Source organism: Pseudarthrobacter sp. 1C304 (assembly GCF_052245515.1).
GTDB lineage: Bacteria > Actinomycetota > Actinomycetes > Actinomycetales > Micrococcaceae > Arthrobacter.
Genome location: NZ_JBQQCH010000002.1, coordinates 55,424 through 68,752, shown reverse-complemented (window position 1 = coordinate 68,752; position 13,329 = coordinate 55,424). Strand labels below are relative to the sequence as shown.

The following is a 13,329-nucleotide window of genomic DNA, read 5'->3' as shown; positions in this document are numbered from 1 at the left end:
CCCCGGGGACAGGGCGGCAGTTCTATTGGGGGCCACTGTGGAGGCTGTACGCATTGTCGAGGACGAGGTCCGCGAGCTGATCCGCCGGCGCGGCCTGGATCCCATGCGGCAGGCCGGCGAGGTCCGCCGCCTTGTCGAGGCGGCAGTGATGGACTACGACGAGCGGGCGTTGCTCGCTCCGCTGCCCCCTATCGGACCGCTGGAGAGCGCGCGGAGGTTCGTCTTCGACGCCGTTGCCGGGTTCGGGGCCCTGCAGCCGTTGCTCGACGATCCTGCCATCGAGGAAATCTGGCTCAACGCCCCGCACGAGATTTTTGTGGCACGCAACGGGGAATCCGAACTGACGTCGATCTCGCTCACGGACCAGCAGGTCCGGGACCTGGTGGAACGGATGCTCAAGAGCTCCGGGCGCCGGCTCGACATGTCGTCCCCCTTCGTAGACGCCGCCCTTCCCGACGGGTCCCGCCTGCACGTCGTCATCCCGGATGTGACGCGGCGCCACTGGGCGGTCAACATCCGCAAGTTCGTGGTGAAGGCCAGCCGGCTTGAACACCTGGTGGAGCTGGGTACGCTGACACCGCAGGCGGCCCGGTTCCTCGGCGCTGCCGTTGCCAGCGGCCTGAACATCCTGGTCTCCGGCGCCACCCAGGCGGGCAAAACCACCATGCTGAATTGCCTGGCCGCAGGCATAGGAACGCGCGAGCGGGTTATCACCGTGGAGGAGATCTTCGAACTGCAGTTTCCGTTGCGGGACGTTGTGGGGCTCCAGTGCCGGCAGCCCAACCTTGAAGGCGAAGGCGAAATCCCCATGCGCCGGCTGGTCAAGGAGGCGCTGCGCATGCGGCCCGACCGGCTGGTGGTGGGCGAGGTCCGGGAGGCTGAGAGCCTGGACATGCTGATCGCCCTGAATTCCGGGCTTCCCGGGATGTGCACGGTCCATGCGAATTCGGCCCACGACGCCGTTACCAAGATCTGTACCCTGCCGTTGCTGGCCGGCGAGAACATCTCCAGCGCGTTCGTGGTTCCGACGGTCGCATCCTGCATCGACCTTGTGGTCCACTGTGCCCGCCAAGCCGGGGGACGCCGGGAGGTGACAGAGATCCTGTCGTTGGGCCGGAGAGTCGAGAACGGCATCATCGAGTCCTCCATGGTCTTCGCCCTGGCGGACGGCCAGTTGCGGCCCAGGGCCAACTCAATGCCCTCCGCCGAGAAGTTCTCCCGCTCGGGCTACGACGTTGCGGCCCTGCTGGAGCCGCGCTGATGGCGGCGATCCTCGGCATGGTGGCGGGAGCCGGACTCCTGCTGATCTGGTGGTCCGCCTGGGAACAACCCGCACCCGCCAGCCGCACGCCCAGAACCAGCCGGCTGGAGGACCTGCTGCGGACCGCGGGAATCGAGAAGGTCAGCGGCGCCGGCCTGCTGGCGAGCTGCCTGGGCGTCGGGGCCTTCACCGTACTCGCCTTCCTGGCCGTCACCAGATCATGGCCGATCGCGGTCTGTTTTGGCCTGTTTGGGGCCTGGCTGCCCATGGCCATCGTCAAGTGGCGGGCACGGAAACGCGCCGCCGTTCTGCGCCAGCTGTGGCCCGACGTCGTCGACCACCTCCGGTCAGCGATCCGGGCCGGTCTGTCACTGCCGGAAGCGCTGATCCAGCTGGGCGACAAGGGCCCCGAGGAACTCCGGCACGTGTTCCGCGACTTCGGCTCCGACTACCGCTCCGGAGGGCAGTTCGATCCGTCCCTGACCCGGCTGAAAGACCGGCTGGCGGACCCCGTGGCGGACCGGATCGTCGAAGCGCTGCGTTTGACCCGCGAGGTGGGCGGCTCGGACCTTGGCCGGCTGCTCGGCACCCTCGCGGAATTCCTGCGGGAAAGCGCCCGCACCAGGAGCGAACTGGAAGCCCGCCAGTCCTGGACCGTCAACGCCGCGCGGCTTGCGGTGGCGGCGCCCTGGGTGGTCCTCATGCTGCTGGCCAGCAGGCCCGAGGCTGTTGCGGCGTACAACACGCCCGTCGGGGCCGCTGTCCTGCTGGGCGGGCTGGCGGTCTCCCTTTTGTCCTACGCCGTGATGCTGCGCATCGGAGCGCTCCCGGCGGACGAAAGGGTGCTCCGGTGACCGGCCTGGTGGCGGCCTCGGCCGCCTGCGGGGCCATCCTGGGCTGCGGACTGTGGCTGCTGGTGGTCAGGCTCCCGTTTATGCGCCCCACCACGTTCGCTGACCGCATCGCCCCGCAGTTGAAGTCCCACAGCATCGAATCCCGGCTCCTGCTCACCGTCCCTGGAAACATCACCCCGTTCGGGCCCCTGGAACGGATCCTGCGTCCGGTCATAGGCGACGCCGTGGCATGGCTGGGAAGGCTGAATCCAGGTTCCCAGGCCTTAACCCGCCGGCTGGCCAGGGCCGGGAGCGCCAAGTCGCCGGTCGACTTCCGGGCCGAACAGCTCCTCTGGGGCGCCGGCGGCTTCGTCGCGGCCGTCGGCGTGGTGGTGCTCTTCGGGGCAGCCGGGCGGTTCAGCCCCCTCATGGCCGTGGTGCTGGTGATTGGCTGCGCAATGGGCGGTTTTATGCTGCGGGACTATCTTCTCGGGGCGCAGATCCGCAAGCGGGAGGCCCGCATGATGGCCGAGTTCCCCAGCATTGCCGAGCTCATGGCGCTCGCCGTCAGCGCCGGCGAGAGTGCCACGGGCGCGCTGGACAGGGTGTGCCGCAGCGCCCGGGGAGAGCTGTCCAAGGAGTTCTCCCGTGTCCTGGCAGAGACCAGGGCGGGCAAGCCCCTCGTTGACGCCCTGCAGGAATTCTCGTCCCGGACGGAACTGGGTCCGCTGCTCCGCTTCGTGGACGGGCTGACCGTGGCGGTGGAAAGGGGAACGCCCCTCGCCGACGTGCTGAGGGCGCAGGCCCAGGACGTCCGGGACACCGCGAAGCGCGAACTGATGGAGTCAGCCGGGAAGAAGGAAATCGCCATGATGGTGCCGGTCGTTTTCGGCGTCCTGCCACTGACGGTCGTGTTCGCGGTTTTTCCCGGCCTGGCCGCCATCAGCATGGGCTTGTAGAGGTACACAGCACGGAAGCAGCAGGCAGTTCCCAAACCACCGACCAAAAGGGGAGACCAGTGAAACACATCCTGAACCGCATGGAGCTGGTGCTGTGCACCATCAGTCTGGGGTCCGGACTTACCGGACCGCACCCGCCCAACGGGCGGCAGCCCCACCCCGGGGACCACCGCGAAAGGGGCGATGTGCCCGGGTGGGTCATGATCACCCTGATGTCGGCCGTCCTCGTCGCCGCGCTCCTCGCGCTCGCCGGCCCGGCACTGGAAGGACTGTTCAACCAGGCCATGGACAAGGTGGGGCAGTAGCGGATGAGCCTGCCCGGCGCCGGCCCGGGCAGACCGGGCGAGCGGGGTTCGGCCGTGGTGGACTTCGTGCTCGTCGGCGGACTGCTGACCCTGTTCTTCCTTTCCATAGTCCAGCTCACGCTGGTCCTCCATGTCCGGAACACGCTCGTCGACGCCGCGGCCTCGGGTGCCCGGTACGGCACCCTCGCGGACCGGGGCGCCGGCGATGCCAGGGAACGGACCGAACAGCTGATCGGGGTGGCACTCAACCCGGACTTCGCGACGGACGTGACTACCGGCGAAACCACGTACCAGGGGATCCGGTCCCTGGAGGTCACGGTCCGCGCGCCGCTGCCCGTGATCGGGCTGATCGGTCCCCGTGCGGTCCTGGAGGTGAAGGGGCATGCAGCCATCCAGCCCTGACGGGCAGGGCGGCGCCGAACGGGGCAGCGCCGTCGTCGAGTTCACGTTCCTGTCACTGCTGCTGATGGTGCCGCTGGTCTACTTCATCATCACGATGGGCCAGCTCCAGGGCGGTTCCTTCGCGGTGGTCGGCGCCGCCGACCAGGCCGCCAAAGTCTTTGTGGCCCAGGCCGACGCCGCAGGCGGGCAGGCCGCCGCGGAGCAGGCCGTTCTGCTGGCGCTCGCCGACCACGGGCACGACGCCGCCAACGCCCGGATCGAGACCAGCTGTGCGCCCGCGGACTGCATGGCCCCAGGGTCCGCCGTCACCGTGACCGTGCGCCTCACCGTACCGTTGCCCTTCGTCCCGTTCAACGAGACCCTTGGCCTGAACGCGGGCCAGCTCACCGCCTCCGCCACGCAGCTCGTGGGCCGCTTCCGATGACGGCCATCCGGCGGCCGACCGCCACGGATGATGGCCGCGACGACGGGCAACTGATGGTGATGATCATTGGCTTTGTGCTGCTCGCGCTCCTGCTGGCCACGGTGGTCACCGCCGCCTCCAGCGTCTACATCGAGCACAAGAAGCTGCTGTCGCTGGCCGACGGCGCCTCGGTGGCTGCCGCGGACAGCTTCACCCTCGGCCAGCTGGAGACCGGTGGCGGCAGCCCCACCGCCATCCTGACCGGCGCACGTGTGCAGAGCGCCGCCGCCGACTTCCTGGACCGCAGCGGCGCGTCGGCCCGGTTCAGCGGCCTCAGCGTCGGGCCGGGAACAGGCAGCCCGGACGGGTCCACCGCCGTCGTGGTGCTCAGTGCGGCCGTCCACCCGCCCGTGGTCAACTTCCTGGTCCCCGACGGCATCAGGATCGAGGCGAGTTCGACGGCGCGTTCGCGGCTGACGCGCTGACCACGGGGACCGCAGCCGGCCGGCCCCCGTCCGGCCCCCAGCGGCCAGTCCCCGCAGCCAGTCCGGGCGGCCCGCGCGGATAGCGTAGGCTTAAAAAACCATGGCAAACATTGATTTTCCCGCAGAAATCCGCGCCCTGCGCGCCACCTACGCCTCCATCGAGAACGTTTCGAACGTTGAGGCGCTGAAGGAGGACATCGCCGAGCTCAGCGAACGGGCCGGCGAACCCAATCTGTGGGACGACCCCGCCGCGGCGCAGGTCATCACCTCCAAGCTCTCGCACAAGCAGTCGGAGCTGGAGCGCCTGAACAAGCTCGCCGCCCGGATCGACGACCTTGAAGTCCTGGTGGAGCTGGGCCAGGACGAGGACGACGCCGACTCCATGGGGGAGGCCGCCGCCGAGCTGGAATCGATCCGCAAGGCGCTGAAGGACCTCGAGGTCGTGACGCTCCTGTCCGGCGAGTTCGACGAACGGGAGGCCGTGGTCACCATCCGCGCCGGCGCCGGCGGCGTGGACGCCGCGGACTTCGCCGAGATGCTGATGCGGATGTACCTGCGCTGGGCCGAACGCCACGGCTACCCGACCACCATCATGGACACCTCCTATGCAGAGGAAGCCGGGCTCAAGTCGGCCACCTTCGAGGTGAAGGCGCCCTACGCCTTCGGCACGCTCAGCGTGGAGGCCGGCACCCACCGGCTGGTCCGCATCAGCCCCTTCGACAACCAGGGCCGCCGACAGACGTCCTTCGCCGCCGTCGAAGTCATTCCGCTGATCGAGCAGACGGACTCCATCGACATCCCGGACAACGAGATCCGCGTCGACGTCTTCCGTTCCTCCGGCCCGGGCGGCCAGTCCGTGAACACCACGGACTCCGCCGTGCGGCTGACCCACATCCCCACGGGCACCGTCGTGTCCATGCAGAACGAGAAGTCGCAGCTGCAGAACCGTGCCGCCGCCCTGCGCGTGCTGCAGTCCCGGCTGCTGCTGCTGAAGAAGGAGCAGGAGGACGCCGAGAAGAAGGCGTTCGCCGGCGACGTGAAGGCCTCCTGGGGTGACCAGATGCGCTCCTACGTCCTGAACCCCTACCAGATGGTCAAGGACCTCCGCACCGAACACGAGGTCGGCAACACCTCGGCTGTGTTCGACGGCGAGATCGACGACTTCATCGACGCGGGCATCCGCTGGCGGACCGACAACCGCAACGCGGAGAAGTAACACCTTCCGCCTCTTGCGTCACACCAGTACCTCGGGTCTAATCCTGCGACACGCCCCCGCGCGCGGGCCGATCCGCCGGGACCCGTGCGTATAGTCGAGAAGCCGGAGCTCTACTTCCCCCACTAGAAAGCCCGCGCGCCGGCAGCAGCACTGGTTCTTGTGTCCACGTCCTGCAGGGTATTTAGGGCCATGATCCGTTTCGAAAATGTCACCAAGGTCTATGACCAGAAGGCGCGTCCGGCGCTGGATTCGATCAACCTTGAGATTGACCGCGGCGAATTCGCCTTCCTTGTCGGGGCCTCCGGATCCGGCAAGTCCACGTTTCTCCGCCTCGTCCTGAAAGAGGACCGGGCCTCCTCCGGCGCCGTCTACGTCGCCGGCCAGAACGTGGCTAACATCTCCAGCTGGCGCGTGCCCCGCCTCCGCCGCGGGATCGGCGTCGTCTTCCAGGATTTCCGCCTGCTGCCGCAGAAAACCGTGTTCGCCAATGTGGCCTTCGCCATGCAGGTCATCGGCAAGAGCCGCAGCGTTATCCGCGACACCGTCCCCGAGGTCCTCAAGACCGTGGGCCTCGAGGGCAAGGAAAACCGCCTTCCGCACGAACTGTCCGGCGGCGAGCAGCAGCGCGTGGCGATCGCCCGCGCCGTCGTCAACCGTCCCGGCATCCTCCTCGCGGACGAGCCCACCGGAAACCTGGACCCCACCACCTCCATGGGGATCATGGGGGTCCTGGACAAAATCAACCAGAACGGCACCACTGTGGTCATGGCCACGCACGACGACGACATCGTCAACGAGATGCGCAAACGGGTCGTCGAACTCCGCAACGGCGTCATCATCCGTGACGAGGCCAAGGCCCTGTACACCTCCATGATCCCGGTGGTGGGCGCCTCGCGCCGGCTGCGCGATGCCAGCGGGCGGGAACCGCAGGCAGCTGCCGCCACCCGCAGCGAGGCCCGCGCCGAAGCACGCGCCGCAGGGGAGGCCCAGCTGTGAGGCTCCAGTTTGTCCTCGCGGAGATCGCCAGCGGTCTCCGCCGGAACCTGTCCATGGTCGTCTCGGTCATCCTGGTGACGTTTGTGTCCCTGACGTTCGTCGGCGCCGCCGGCATGCTGCAGCTGCAGATCAACCAGATGAAGGGCTACTGGTACGACAAGGTCCAGGTCGCCATCTTCCTCTGCAGTGACGGCTCGACGGCGGCGGGCTGCGCCACCGGGCCCGCCACCCCGGAGCAGCAGGAGAACCTTGGCAAGCTCCTGGAGTCACCGGCCGTGGCCCAGTACGTCAACGACTTCCAGTTCGAGTCCAAGGACGACGCGTACAAGCACTTCAAGGAGCAGTTCTCCAATTCCCCGATTGTCGACTCGGTGACTCCGGACCAGCTCCCGGCCTCCTTCCGGATCAACATGAAGGACCCGGAGAAGTACCAGATTATCAGCGAGACTTTCTCCTCGCAGGCCGGCGTGGAGACCGTGATCGACCAGCGCCAGTTGCTGGAGCGGCTGTTCTCGGTCATGAATGCCGCCTCGCTGGTGGCCGTCAGCGTTGCCGGTGTGATGATTGTCTGCGCCATTTTGCTGATCGCCACCACCATCCGGCTCTCGGCGTTCAGCCGCCGCCGGGAAACGGGGATCATGCGTCTGGTGGGCGCCTCGAAGATGGTGATCCAGCTGCCGTTTATCCTCGAGGGCGTCATCGCGGCCGTGATTGGCGCGGCCCTGGCCTCGGCAACGCTGTGGGCCGTGGCGCACTTCTTCCTCGGCGGTTACCTGTCGCAGCAGTATCCGGACACTGCCTTCATCTCCGCAGGTCAGACGCTGATCCTGGCGCCGGCGCTGATAGGGCTCGGGGTTCTCCTTGCCGGGGTATCATCACTCCTGACCCTGCGTCGATACTTGAAGGTCTAGCGTGCGCTACGAAAAAGGAATGCCCATGACACCGAGTCCCGGACTCGCCCCGCAGCCGGATCCGGCCCGGCTCCGGCTGGCCGGCCGCCGCAGCCGCGTGGTCAGCGCCGCGCTGGCACTGGTGCTGGCGGCCAGCATGGGCGCATCGGCCCCCGTGGCATCCGCCGACACCCTCGAGGACCAGCAGGCCGCGCTCCGGGACGAGGCGGCGAAGGTCCAGCATTCCCTCGAATTCGTGGACTCCCGGATCGCCCAGGCAGCCTCCGACCTGGTGGTGTACCAGGGCCAGCTGCCCGGTGCGCAGCAGGCCCTGCTCGAAGCCCAGGGCCGCGTGGCCAGTGCGGTCAAGGAATCCGAAGCCCTCGCAGCGCGGGTGGACCTGGCCCAGCAGAACAAGGCCAAGCTCACCCAGCAGCTGGAGACCGACAAGCAGAAGATCGCCGACACCAAGAAGCTGATCGGGCAGATCGCCACCCAGGCCTATAAGTCCGGCGGTGTGCCCTCCAACCTCTCGCTGTTCTTCGGGTCCAACAACGGCGGCAGCCTCACGGACACCATCGACCTGGCCGACCAGGCGATGCGCAGCCAGAACGCCGCGATGGACAAACTGACCCAGCAGAACGCCACCAACGTCAACTCCCAGGCCCGGCTTGAGGCTGTGGAAACGGAGATCAAGGACCTCAAGGCCAAGGCCGACGCCGCCCTGGCGCGGGAGCAGGCCGCCCGCGACGAGGCGGAGTCCAAAAAGGCGCAGGTGGACAAGCTCATCGCCGACACCACCCGCCTCGACGCCGAACTCCAGGCCGCCAAGCCCGGAATCCAGACCCAGCTGGCGCAGGTGAAGGCCCAGCAGGACGCGGTCGCGGCGGAAATCGCCGAACGGGACCGCAAGCTGCGCGAAGCCTGGGAAGCCGAGCAGCGCCGGATTGCCGAAGCTGCCGCTGCCGCAGCCGCGGCTGCGGCCCGTGCCCAGGGCCAGGTCAAGCCCCCGGCTCCGTATGTCCCAGCCCCGCCCGGGCCGCCGTCCGCGTTCGGGCTGCGGCACCCCTTCAACGGTGTCCGGATCAGCTCGGGCTTCGGATGGCGCGCAACGCCGCCGGGAACCATCGACTTCTACGGCCAGGGCGGCTACATGCACACCGGCATCGACTTTGCCGCGGCCTGCGGCACGCCCGTTTACGCCGCGGCGGCCGGCAAAGTCTTCTCCGCCGGCTGGGCCAACGATGGCGGCGGCAACAACGTGAAGATCTCCCACGGCGTAGTGCAGGGCAACTCGCTGACCACGGTCTACTACCACAACGTCAGCGTGACGGTATCGCCCGGGCAGCAGGTCAGCCAGGGCCAGCTGATCGCCTACTCGGGAACCACCGGCAACTCGACCGGCTGCCACTCTCACTTCGAGACCTGGCTCAACGGCCGGGCCGTCGACCCGATGGGCCTGCTCTAAACTGGAACAGACCCGATCCAACGACTGAGGAGTTCTACCGTGCCGAAAGAAAGTGGCCGGAAAGTAGTGGCCACCAACCGCAAGGCCCGGCACGACTACCACATTCTCGACACCTACGAGGCCGGCATCGCGCTCATGGGGACGGAAGTAAAGTCTCTCCGCGAGGGCCACGCCTCCATGGTGGACGGCTTCTGCACCTTCTACAACGACGAGCTGTGGATGGAGGGCATCCACATTCCCGAGTATCACCAGGGGAGCTGGACCAACCATGCTGCGCGCCGCCGTCGGAAGCTTCTGCTGCACCGCGAGGAGCTCACCAAGATCTCGCACAAAATCCGTGAGTCAGGCTTCACCATCGTCCCGCTCCAGCTGTACTTCGTGGACGGCCGGGCCAAGGTGGAGATCGGCGTCGCCCGCGGCAAGAAGGAATACGACAAGCGGCAGACCCTGCGCGAGCAGCAGGACAAGCGCGAGGCGCTGCGTGTCATGCGGGAGCGGAACCGGCGCTGACGAACCGCCGGAGGGGCCGGGAATGAATCCGGAGTACCTTGCGTTATGATTGATAGTCCGGGAAGGATCCGAAGGATCCGGACCGGGCTGAAGTAAAATAGAAGTTGGTTAGTTGGTAACAAAATACGGGGATGATCGGTTTCGACGATGTTAGTCGCGACAGGTGAAGCGGGCCGAGGATGCAGAATTATCTCGTAAACGCTGTCTGCAAACCAATAAGTGCCGAATCAAAACGCACTGACTTCGCTCTTGCTGCCTAAGCAGTAAGACAGTCCGTCAGCCCGAGGTTGCTATTGCCCCGGATCCTGGCGTCATTTAGATAGCCACTGCTGTTTACCCCCGTCACCGGGGTGAACGGGACTCTTTGGTGACTGGGCCCGGATCGGCCAGCTGTTTGCAGCATGGCCGGGGCCGAGAAAATCCGACGCAAACTGCGCCCGGAGAAGCCCTGACAACACGACATCGGACGGGGGTTCAATTCCCCCCATCTCCACCATCGGAGCACTGGAAACGGTGCTTCACCCCGTAGAGCAAAGCAAAAAGGCCGGAAGCATCAGCTTCCGGCCTTTTTGCTGTGCCGGTGCGGCTGCACACGCGGGGGCCCGGTACCGGGCAACTCCTAGTGCGTACCGCGCTTCTTGATGTGGGCAACCGGGTCCGCGTGCGTCTCCGCGATGTTCTTGGACTTCTTCTCGGCGCGTTTTTCCTTGATGGTTTTGACCGGCTTTTTTACCGAACTCCGGTGCGGTGTTTTGTCAGGCATGGTGGGCGCTCCCTCACAGGGGGCCGGGGTGGCCCCGTGATATTAAGTTACGCCTCGGGCACCGCAACGTCCACGATGCCGACGAACCGGCTGCCCACGCCCTCATACTCGCTGCGGACCAGCCCGGCGCCCACGGCGGGAACGTCATGCGGGGCGTGGTGCGCGCAGCACACGTAGGTGAAGTCCGGCCACCATTTCTTCGGCCGGGCCGCCTCGGAGAAGCCGCAGACGGCGCAGGTCAGCTGGACCCAGACCGGGCGCTTGCCCGTCCGGTTGGCCTTGGACTGCACCAGCCAGGCCGGCGGGTTGTCGAGGAATTCTGCGAGTTCGGCCTCGCTCAGGCGGGACGGGATGCCGTGACGGTGCGCCATTTCCAGCGGAATATCGAGGATCTGGGCTGCTTCGCGTCGGGTAACCATCCTTCAACGATACGTGATGGGACGGGCCCCGACGTGCCCCGGGGCACCCGTCACCGGGCCCCTTACCGTCCGGTCAGTGCCAGGCCAAGCGCTGCCGCCGCCAGGCCCAGTGCCAGGTTCGCGGCAACGTTAAGGGCGGCCGCCCGGTACCGGTTTTCGGCCGCCAGCCGTACGGTGGCGGTGGTCCAGGAACTGAAGGTGGTGAGCCCGCCCGCGAGCCCCGTCGCGATGCCCGCGTGCCATTCGGGGCCCAGGCCCAGCTGGCCGGTCGCCCCCATCGCGACGCCGATGATGAAGGAACCGGTCGCATTGACGGCCAGCGTGGCCCAGGGCCAGTGCGGATGCCGCCCCGGATGGTGGGCAAACCAGGAGTCGACGGCGAAGCGCAGCAGGGCGCCCACGACGCCGAAGACCCCCACCAGCAGCGGCGTGATCATGGTGCACCGCCGCCCAGGTCGGCCAGCGCCTTGCCGGTTTTCCAGCCGGCGGCCGCCGCGCCGAGCCCCAGGACCAGTGAAAGCACCAGGTAGGCCACCCAGCTGGCATGGAGGCCGCTACGGTACAGCTGGTCGACGGCGTACACCACCGCCGAGAACGTGGTGAACGACCCCAGGAGCCCCGGCCCGAGCCCCGCCCGCAGCCAGAAGGCGGTCTTCGGCCGGGCGATCCAGACGGTGGTGAGCGCTGCGAGGACAAAGCTTCCGGCGACGTTGATCGCCAGGGTGGTCCAGGGGATGGCCCCGGCCGTCTCAGGGAAGAGCACGCCGGCTCCGTAGCGCAGTTCCGTTCCGACGAGGCCGCCGACGGCGACTGCCGTCCACGCCCGCCAGCCGTTAGCTGCGCTCAAGGCTGCAGCCCGGATGGGCCGCCGCGCTGTGGACCCACAGGGCGGCGGCGACTTCTTCCGCCAGGTCGAACTCGCGCCCTGCCCCGCCGGAGCCGATGCGCACCACCAGGGCGCCGCCGAAGGGCTTGCGGCCCAGAACCTCAACGTCGTCGTCCAGTGCGATCTCCTCGGCGGAAAGGTAGCGCAGCAGCTCGGGGTTGTCGTCGCTGATCCGGGTGATGAGGCCGGTGTGGCCTTCGTCGAGTTCGCTCATCCGGTGGGCCGCGGGCATGTGCACGGAGCCGTCCGCGGCAGGGATCGGGTCGCCGTGGGGATCCCGCACCGGGTTGCCGAGCTTGGCGGCCATCCGGTCAATGAACGTGTCAGACACGGCGTGTTCCAGCAGCTCGGCCTCGTCGTGGACTTCGTCCCAGCGGTATCCGAGTTCGCGGACGAGGAAAGTCTCTATGAGCCGGTGCCGCCGGACCATGGACAAGGCCAGCCGCACGCCGTCGGCCGTGAGGGTGATGGCGCTGTACGGCTGGTGGTCCACCAGGCCCTGGTCCTTGAGCTTCCGGACCATCTCGGATACCGAGGAGTTCGCGACGCCGAGGCGCTGGGCCAGCTGTGTGGAGGTGATGGGCTTGTCCTGCCACTCCGTGAAGGAGTAGATGACCTTGACGTAGTCCTCGATCGAGGAGGAGGGCGGGCTGGTCTTCACAGCGTCCAGCCTACCGTCAGGCGGCGCCGGAGAAGGCAAGCCACAGCAGGACGGGGTTGGCGGTCACTGCCAAGACCGAAACCAGATCCCAGCCGGTTCAGGCCCGGACGGCCCGCCAGCTCTGTGTCAGGTATGGAAGCAGGAGGACGTCCCCCGGGCGGTGGCCCAGGTGCTCGTGCAGATACCAGTCGAGGTTGCCCAGCACCTTGGCGCGGACCGCGTCGCTGGCTGCCAGATAGTAGCTGCGCGACTTGGTCAACTCAATGATGTCGGCGGTGCGCACCGGGTCCTCCCAGCGGGTGAGGTGGCTGTCGAGCCCCGTAAATTCCGGACCGAGCGGCGGCCGGAAGTGCGGCTTGTGCACATCCCCGGCGTGCATGATGCGGGAAAGCCGGTGCACCCAGGGCACCGAGGTGTCCAGCTGGTTCCAGACCAGGCCCAGGACGCCGTGCGGGCGGAGGATCCGGGCGATCTCGGTACTGGCCAGCAGCGGATCGCACCAGTGCCAGGCCTGGGCAACGGTAACGACGTCGAACGCCGCGGCGGGCAGCCCCGTCTGTTCGGCAGTGCCTTCGACGGCGGCCACGCCGGGGAGCGCCCGCCGGAGCTGTTCCAGCATGTCGGCGGAGGGGTCCACCGCCACGGTGTGCAGGCCGCGTCCGGCCAGCAGCGCGGTGAACTTCCCGGTGCCGGCGCCCAGGTCCGCTGCGTCGTGCGCGCCGGCGGGGATCAGCCAGTCCGCCGAGTCGCTGGGGTAGCCCGGGCGGACGCGGTCATAGTGCTCCCCGCCGTCCTGGAAGCTCTGACCCAGCTCGTGGCGCCGTTCGTGATGCAGTTTGGGGCCGCCGCGTGCCACGGGCGCTCTCCTTCGG

General features: G+C 67.6%; 18 protein-coding genes and 1 other RNA gene. 13 read left to right on the top strand and 6 right to left on the bottom strand.

The genetic code is table 11. The features are described from left to right. The first annotated feature begins 37 nt into the window (after positions 1–37). From ACTWQD_RS04415 to ssrA, 13 genes are all read left to right on the top strand, one after another. The gene (locus tag ACTWQD_RS04415) at positions 38–1,261 is read left to right on the top strand and encodes a CpaF family protein (protein ID WP_443194977.1); all 1,224 of its coding nucleotides are present in this window, start codon (positions 38–40) and stop codon (positions 1,259–1,261) included. Further along, positions 1,261–2,115, top strand: a complete 855-nt coding sequence (locus tag ACTWQD_RS04410) for a type II secretion system F family protein (protein WP_443194976.1) — start codon at positions 1,261–1,263, stop codon at positions 2,113–2,115. Before ACTWQD_RS04415 ends, ACTWQD_RS04410 begins: the two co-directional genes overlap by 1 nt. Continuing rightward, positions 2,112–3,053 carry a type II secretion system F family protein gene (locus ACTWQD_RS04405; protein ID WP_443194975.1) on the top strand — a complete coding sequence of 314 codons (942 nt, stop codon included), beginning with the start codon at positions 2,112–2,114 and terminating at the stop codon, positions 3,051–3,053. The genes ACTWQD_RS04410 and ACTWQD_RS04405 overlap by 4 nt, the downstream gene beginning before the upstream one ends. A 59-nt stretch (positions 3,054–3,112) precedes the next feature. Continuing rightward, a complete protein-coding gene (locus tag ACTWQD_RS04400; RefSeq protein ID WP_443194974.1) occupies positions 3,113–3,358 on the top strand; it encodes a hypothetical protein in 246 nt (81 codons plus the stop codon). Between the two features lie 3 nt (positions 3,359–3,361). Then, entirely contained in the window at positions 3,362–3,760 is a 399-nt protein-coding gene (locus ACTWQD_RS04395; protein WP_443194973.1) for a TadE family protein, read from the top strand. Further along, the gene (locus ACTWQD_RS04390; protein WP_443194972.1) at positions 3,741–4,184 is read left to right on the top strand and encodes a hypothetical protein; all 444 of its coding nucleotides are present in this window, start codon (positions 3,741–3,743) and stop codon (positions 4,182–4,184) included. The genes ACTWQD_RS04395 and ACTWQD_RS04390 overlap by 20 nt, the downstream gene beginning before the upstream one ends. Next, positions 4,181–4,648 carry a pilus assembly protein TadG-related protein gene (locus tag ACTWQD_RS04385; protein ID WP_443194971.1) on the top strand — a complete coding sequence of 156 codons (468 nt, stop codon included), beginning with the start codon at positions 4,181–4,183 and terminating at the stop codon, positions 4,646–4,648. Before ACTWQD_RS04390 ends, ACTWQD_RS04385 begins: the two co-directional genes overlap by 4 nt. Positions 4,649–4,748: 100 nt before the next feature. After that, positions 4,749–5,864, top strand: coding sequence for a peptide chain release factor 2 (gene prfB, locus ACTWQD_RS04380; protein ID WP_443194970.1), 1,116 nt, complete (start codon positions 4,749–4,751; stop codon positions 5,862–5,864). A gap of 189 nt (positions 5,865–6,053) precedes the next feature. Further along, positions 6,054–6,860: a cell division ATP-binding protein FtsE gene (gene ftsE / locus ACTWQD_RS04375; RefSeq protein WP_443194969.1), complete on the top strand. Its 807-nt coding sequence runs from the start codon at positions 6,054–6,056 to the stop codon at positions 6,858–6,860. Beyond that, positions 6,857–7,771: a permease-like cell division protein FtsX gene (ftsX, locus tag ACTWQD_RS04370; protein ID WP_443194968.1), complete on the top strand. Its 915-nt coding sequence runs from the start codon at positions 6,857–6,859 to the stop codon at positions 7,769–7,771. The genes ftsE and ftsX overlap by 4 nt, the downstream gene beginning before the upstream one ends. Positions 7,772–7,796: 25 nt before the next feature. Continuing rightward, positions 7,797–9,218, top strand: coding sequence for a peptidoglycan DD-metalloendopeptidase family protein (locus ACTWQD_RS04365; protein ID WP_443194967.1), 1,422 nt, complete (start codon positions 7,797–7,799; stop codon positions 9,216–9,218). 39 nt (positions 9,219–9,257) lie between these two features. After that, on the top strand, positions 9,258–9,728 hold the full coding sequence (gene smpB, locus ACTWQD_RS04360; protein WP_066432833.1) for an SsrA-binding protein SmpB: 471 nt from the start codon (positions 9,258–9,260) through the stop codon (positions 9,726–9,728). Between the two features lie 127 nt (positions 9,729–9,855). Next, positions 9,856–10,224: a transfer-messenger RNA gene (ssrA, locus tag ACTWQD_RS04355) on the top strand. Positions 10,225–10,347: 123 nt separating this feature from the next. Here the strand turns inward: ssrA and ACTWQD_RS04350 are convergent. The 6 genes from ACTWQD_RS04350 to ACTWQD_RS04325 all read right to left on the bottom strand — a co-directional run bounded on the left by ACTWQD_RS04350 (position 10,348) and on the right by ACTWQD_RS04325 (position 13,313). After that, a complete protein-coding gene (locus tag ACTWQD_RS04350; protein ID WP_197410550.1) occupies positions 10,348–10,491 on the bottom strand; it encodes a hypothetical protein in 144 nt (47 codons plus the stop codon). A gap of 47 nt (positions 10,492–10,538) precedes the next feature. After that, positions 10,539–10,910, bottom strand: coding sequence for a hypothetical protein (locus ACTWQD_RS04345; RefSeq protein ID WP_443194966.1), 372 nt, complete (start codon positions 10,908–10,910; stop codon positions 10,539–10,541). Positions 10,911–10,972: 62 nt separating this feature from the next. After that, the gene (locus tag ACTWQD_RS04340; protein WP_443194965.1) at positions 10,973–11,347 is read right to left on the bottom strand and encodes a fluoride efflux transporter FluC; all 375 of its coding nucleotides are present in this window, start codon (positions 11,345–11,347) and stop codon (positions 10,973–10,975) included. Next, positions 11,344–11,757 (bottom strand): fluoride efflux transporter FluC, encoded by a 414-nt coding sequence (locus ACTWQD_RS04335; RefSeq protein WP_443194964.1) that lies wholly within the window; start codon positions 11,755–11,757, stop codon positions 11,344–11,346. Before ACTWQD_RS04335 ends, ACTWQD_RS04340 begins: the two co-directional genes overlap by 4 nt. Continuing rightward, positions 11,744–12,457, bottom strand: coding sequence for a metal-dependent transcriptional regulator (locus ACTWQD_RS04330; RefSeq protein ID WP_443194963.1), 714 nt, complete (start codon positions 12,455–12,457; stop codon positions 11,744–11,746). The genes ACTWQD_RS04335 and ACTWQD_RS04330 overlap by 14 nt, the downstream gene beginning before the upstream one ends. A 97-nt stretch (positions 12,458–12,554) precedes the next feature. Then, a complete protein-coding gene (locus tag ACTWQD_RS04325) occupies positions 12,555–13,313 on the bottom strand; it encodes a class I SAM-dependent methyltransferase (protein WP_443194962.1) in 759 nt (252 codons plus the stop codon). Positions 13,314–13,329: the final 16 nt, after the last annotated feature.

Excerpts from the sequence above, each read along its gene's own strand:
- ACTWQD_RS04395 (WP_443194973.1), top strand. The coding sequence starts at position 3,362 with ATGAGCCTGCCCGGCGCCGGCCCGGGCAGACCGGGCGAGCGGGGTTCG.
- ACTWQD_RS04340 (WP_443194965.1), bottom strand. The coding sequence starts at position 11,347 with ATGATCACGCCGCTGCTGGTGGGGGTCTTCGGCGTCGTGGGCGCCCTG.
- ACTWQD_RS04385 (WP_443194971.1), top strand. The coding sequence starts at position 4,181 with ATGACGGCCATCCGGCGGCCGACCGCCACGGATGATGGCCGCGACGAC.
- ACTWQD_RS04365 (WP_443194967.1), top strand. The coding sequence starts at position 7,797 with ATGACACCGAGTCCCGGACTCGCCCCGCAGCCGGATCCGGCCCGGCTC.
- ACTWQD_RS04410 (WP_443194976.1), top strand. The coding sequence starts at position 1,261 with ATGGCGGCGATCCTCGGCATGGTGGCGGGAGCCGGACTCCTGCTGATC.
- ACTWQD_RS04390 (WP_443194972.1), top strand. The coding sequence starts at position 3,741 with ATGCAGCCATCCAGCCCTGACGGGCAGGGCGGCGCCGAACGGGGCAGC.
- prfB (WP_443194970.1), top strand. The coding sequence starts at position 4,749 with ATGGCAAACATTGATTTTCCCGCAGAAATCCGCGCCCTGCGCGCCACC.
- ACTWQD_RS04350 (WP_197410550.1), bottom strand. The coding sequence starts at position 10,491 with ATGCCTGACAAAACACCGCACCGGAGTTCGGTAAAAAAGCCGGTCAAA.
- ftsE (WP_443194969.1), top strand. The coding sequence starts at position 6,054 with ATGATCCGTTTCGAAAATGTCACCAAGGTCTATGACCAGAAGGCGCGT.
- ACTWQD_RS04345 (WP_443194966.1), bottom strand. The coding sequence starts at position 10,910 with ATGGTTACCCGACGCGAAGCAGCCCAGATCCTCGATATTCCGCTGGAA.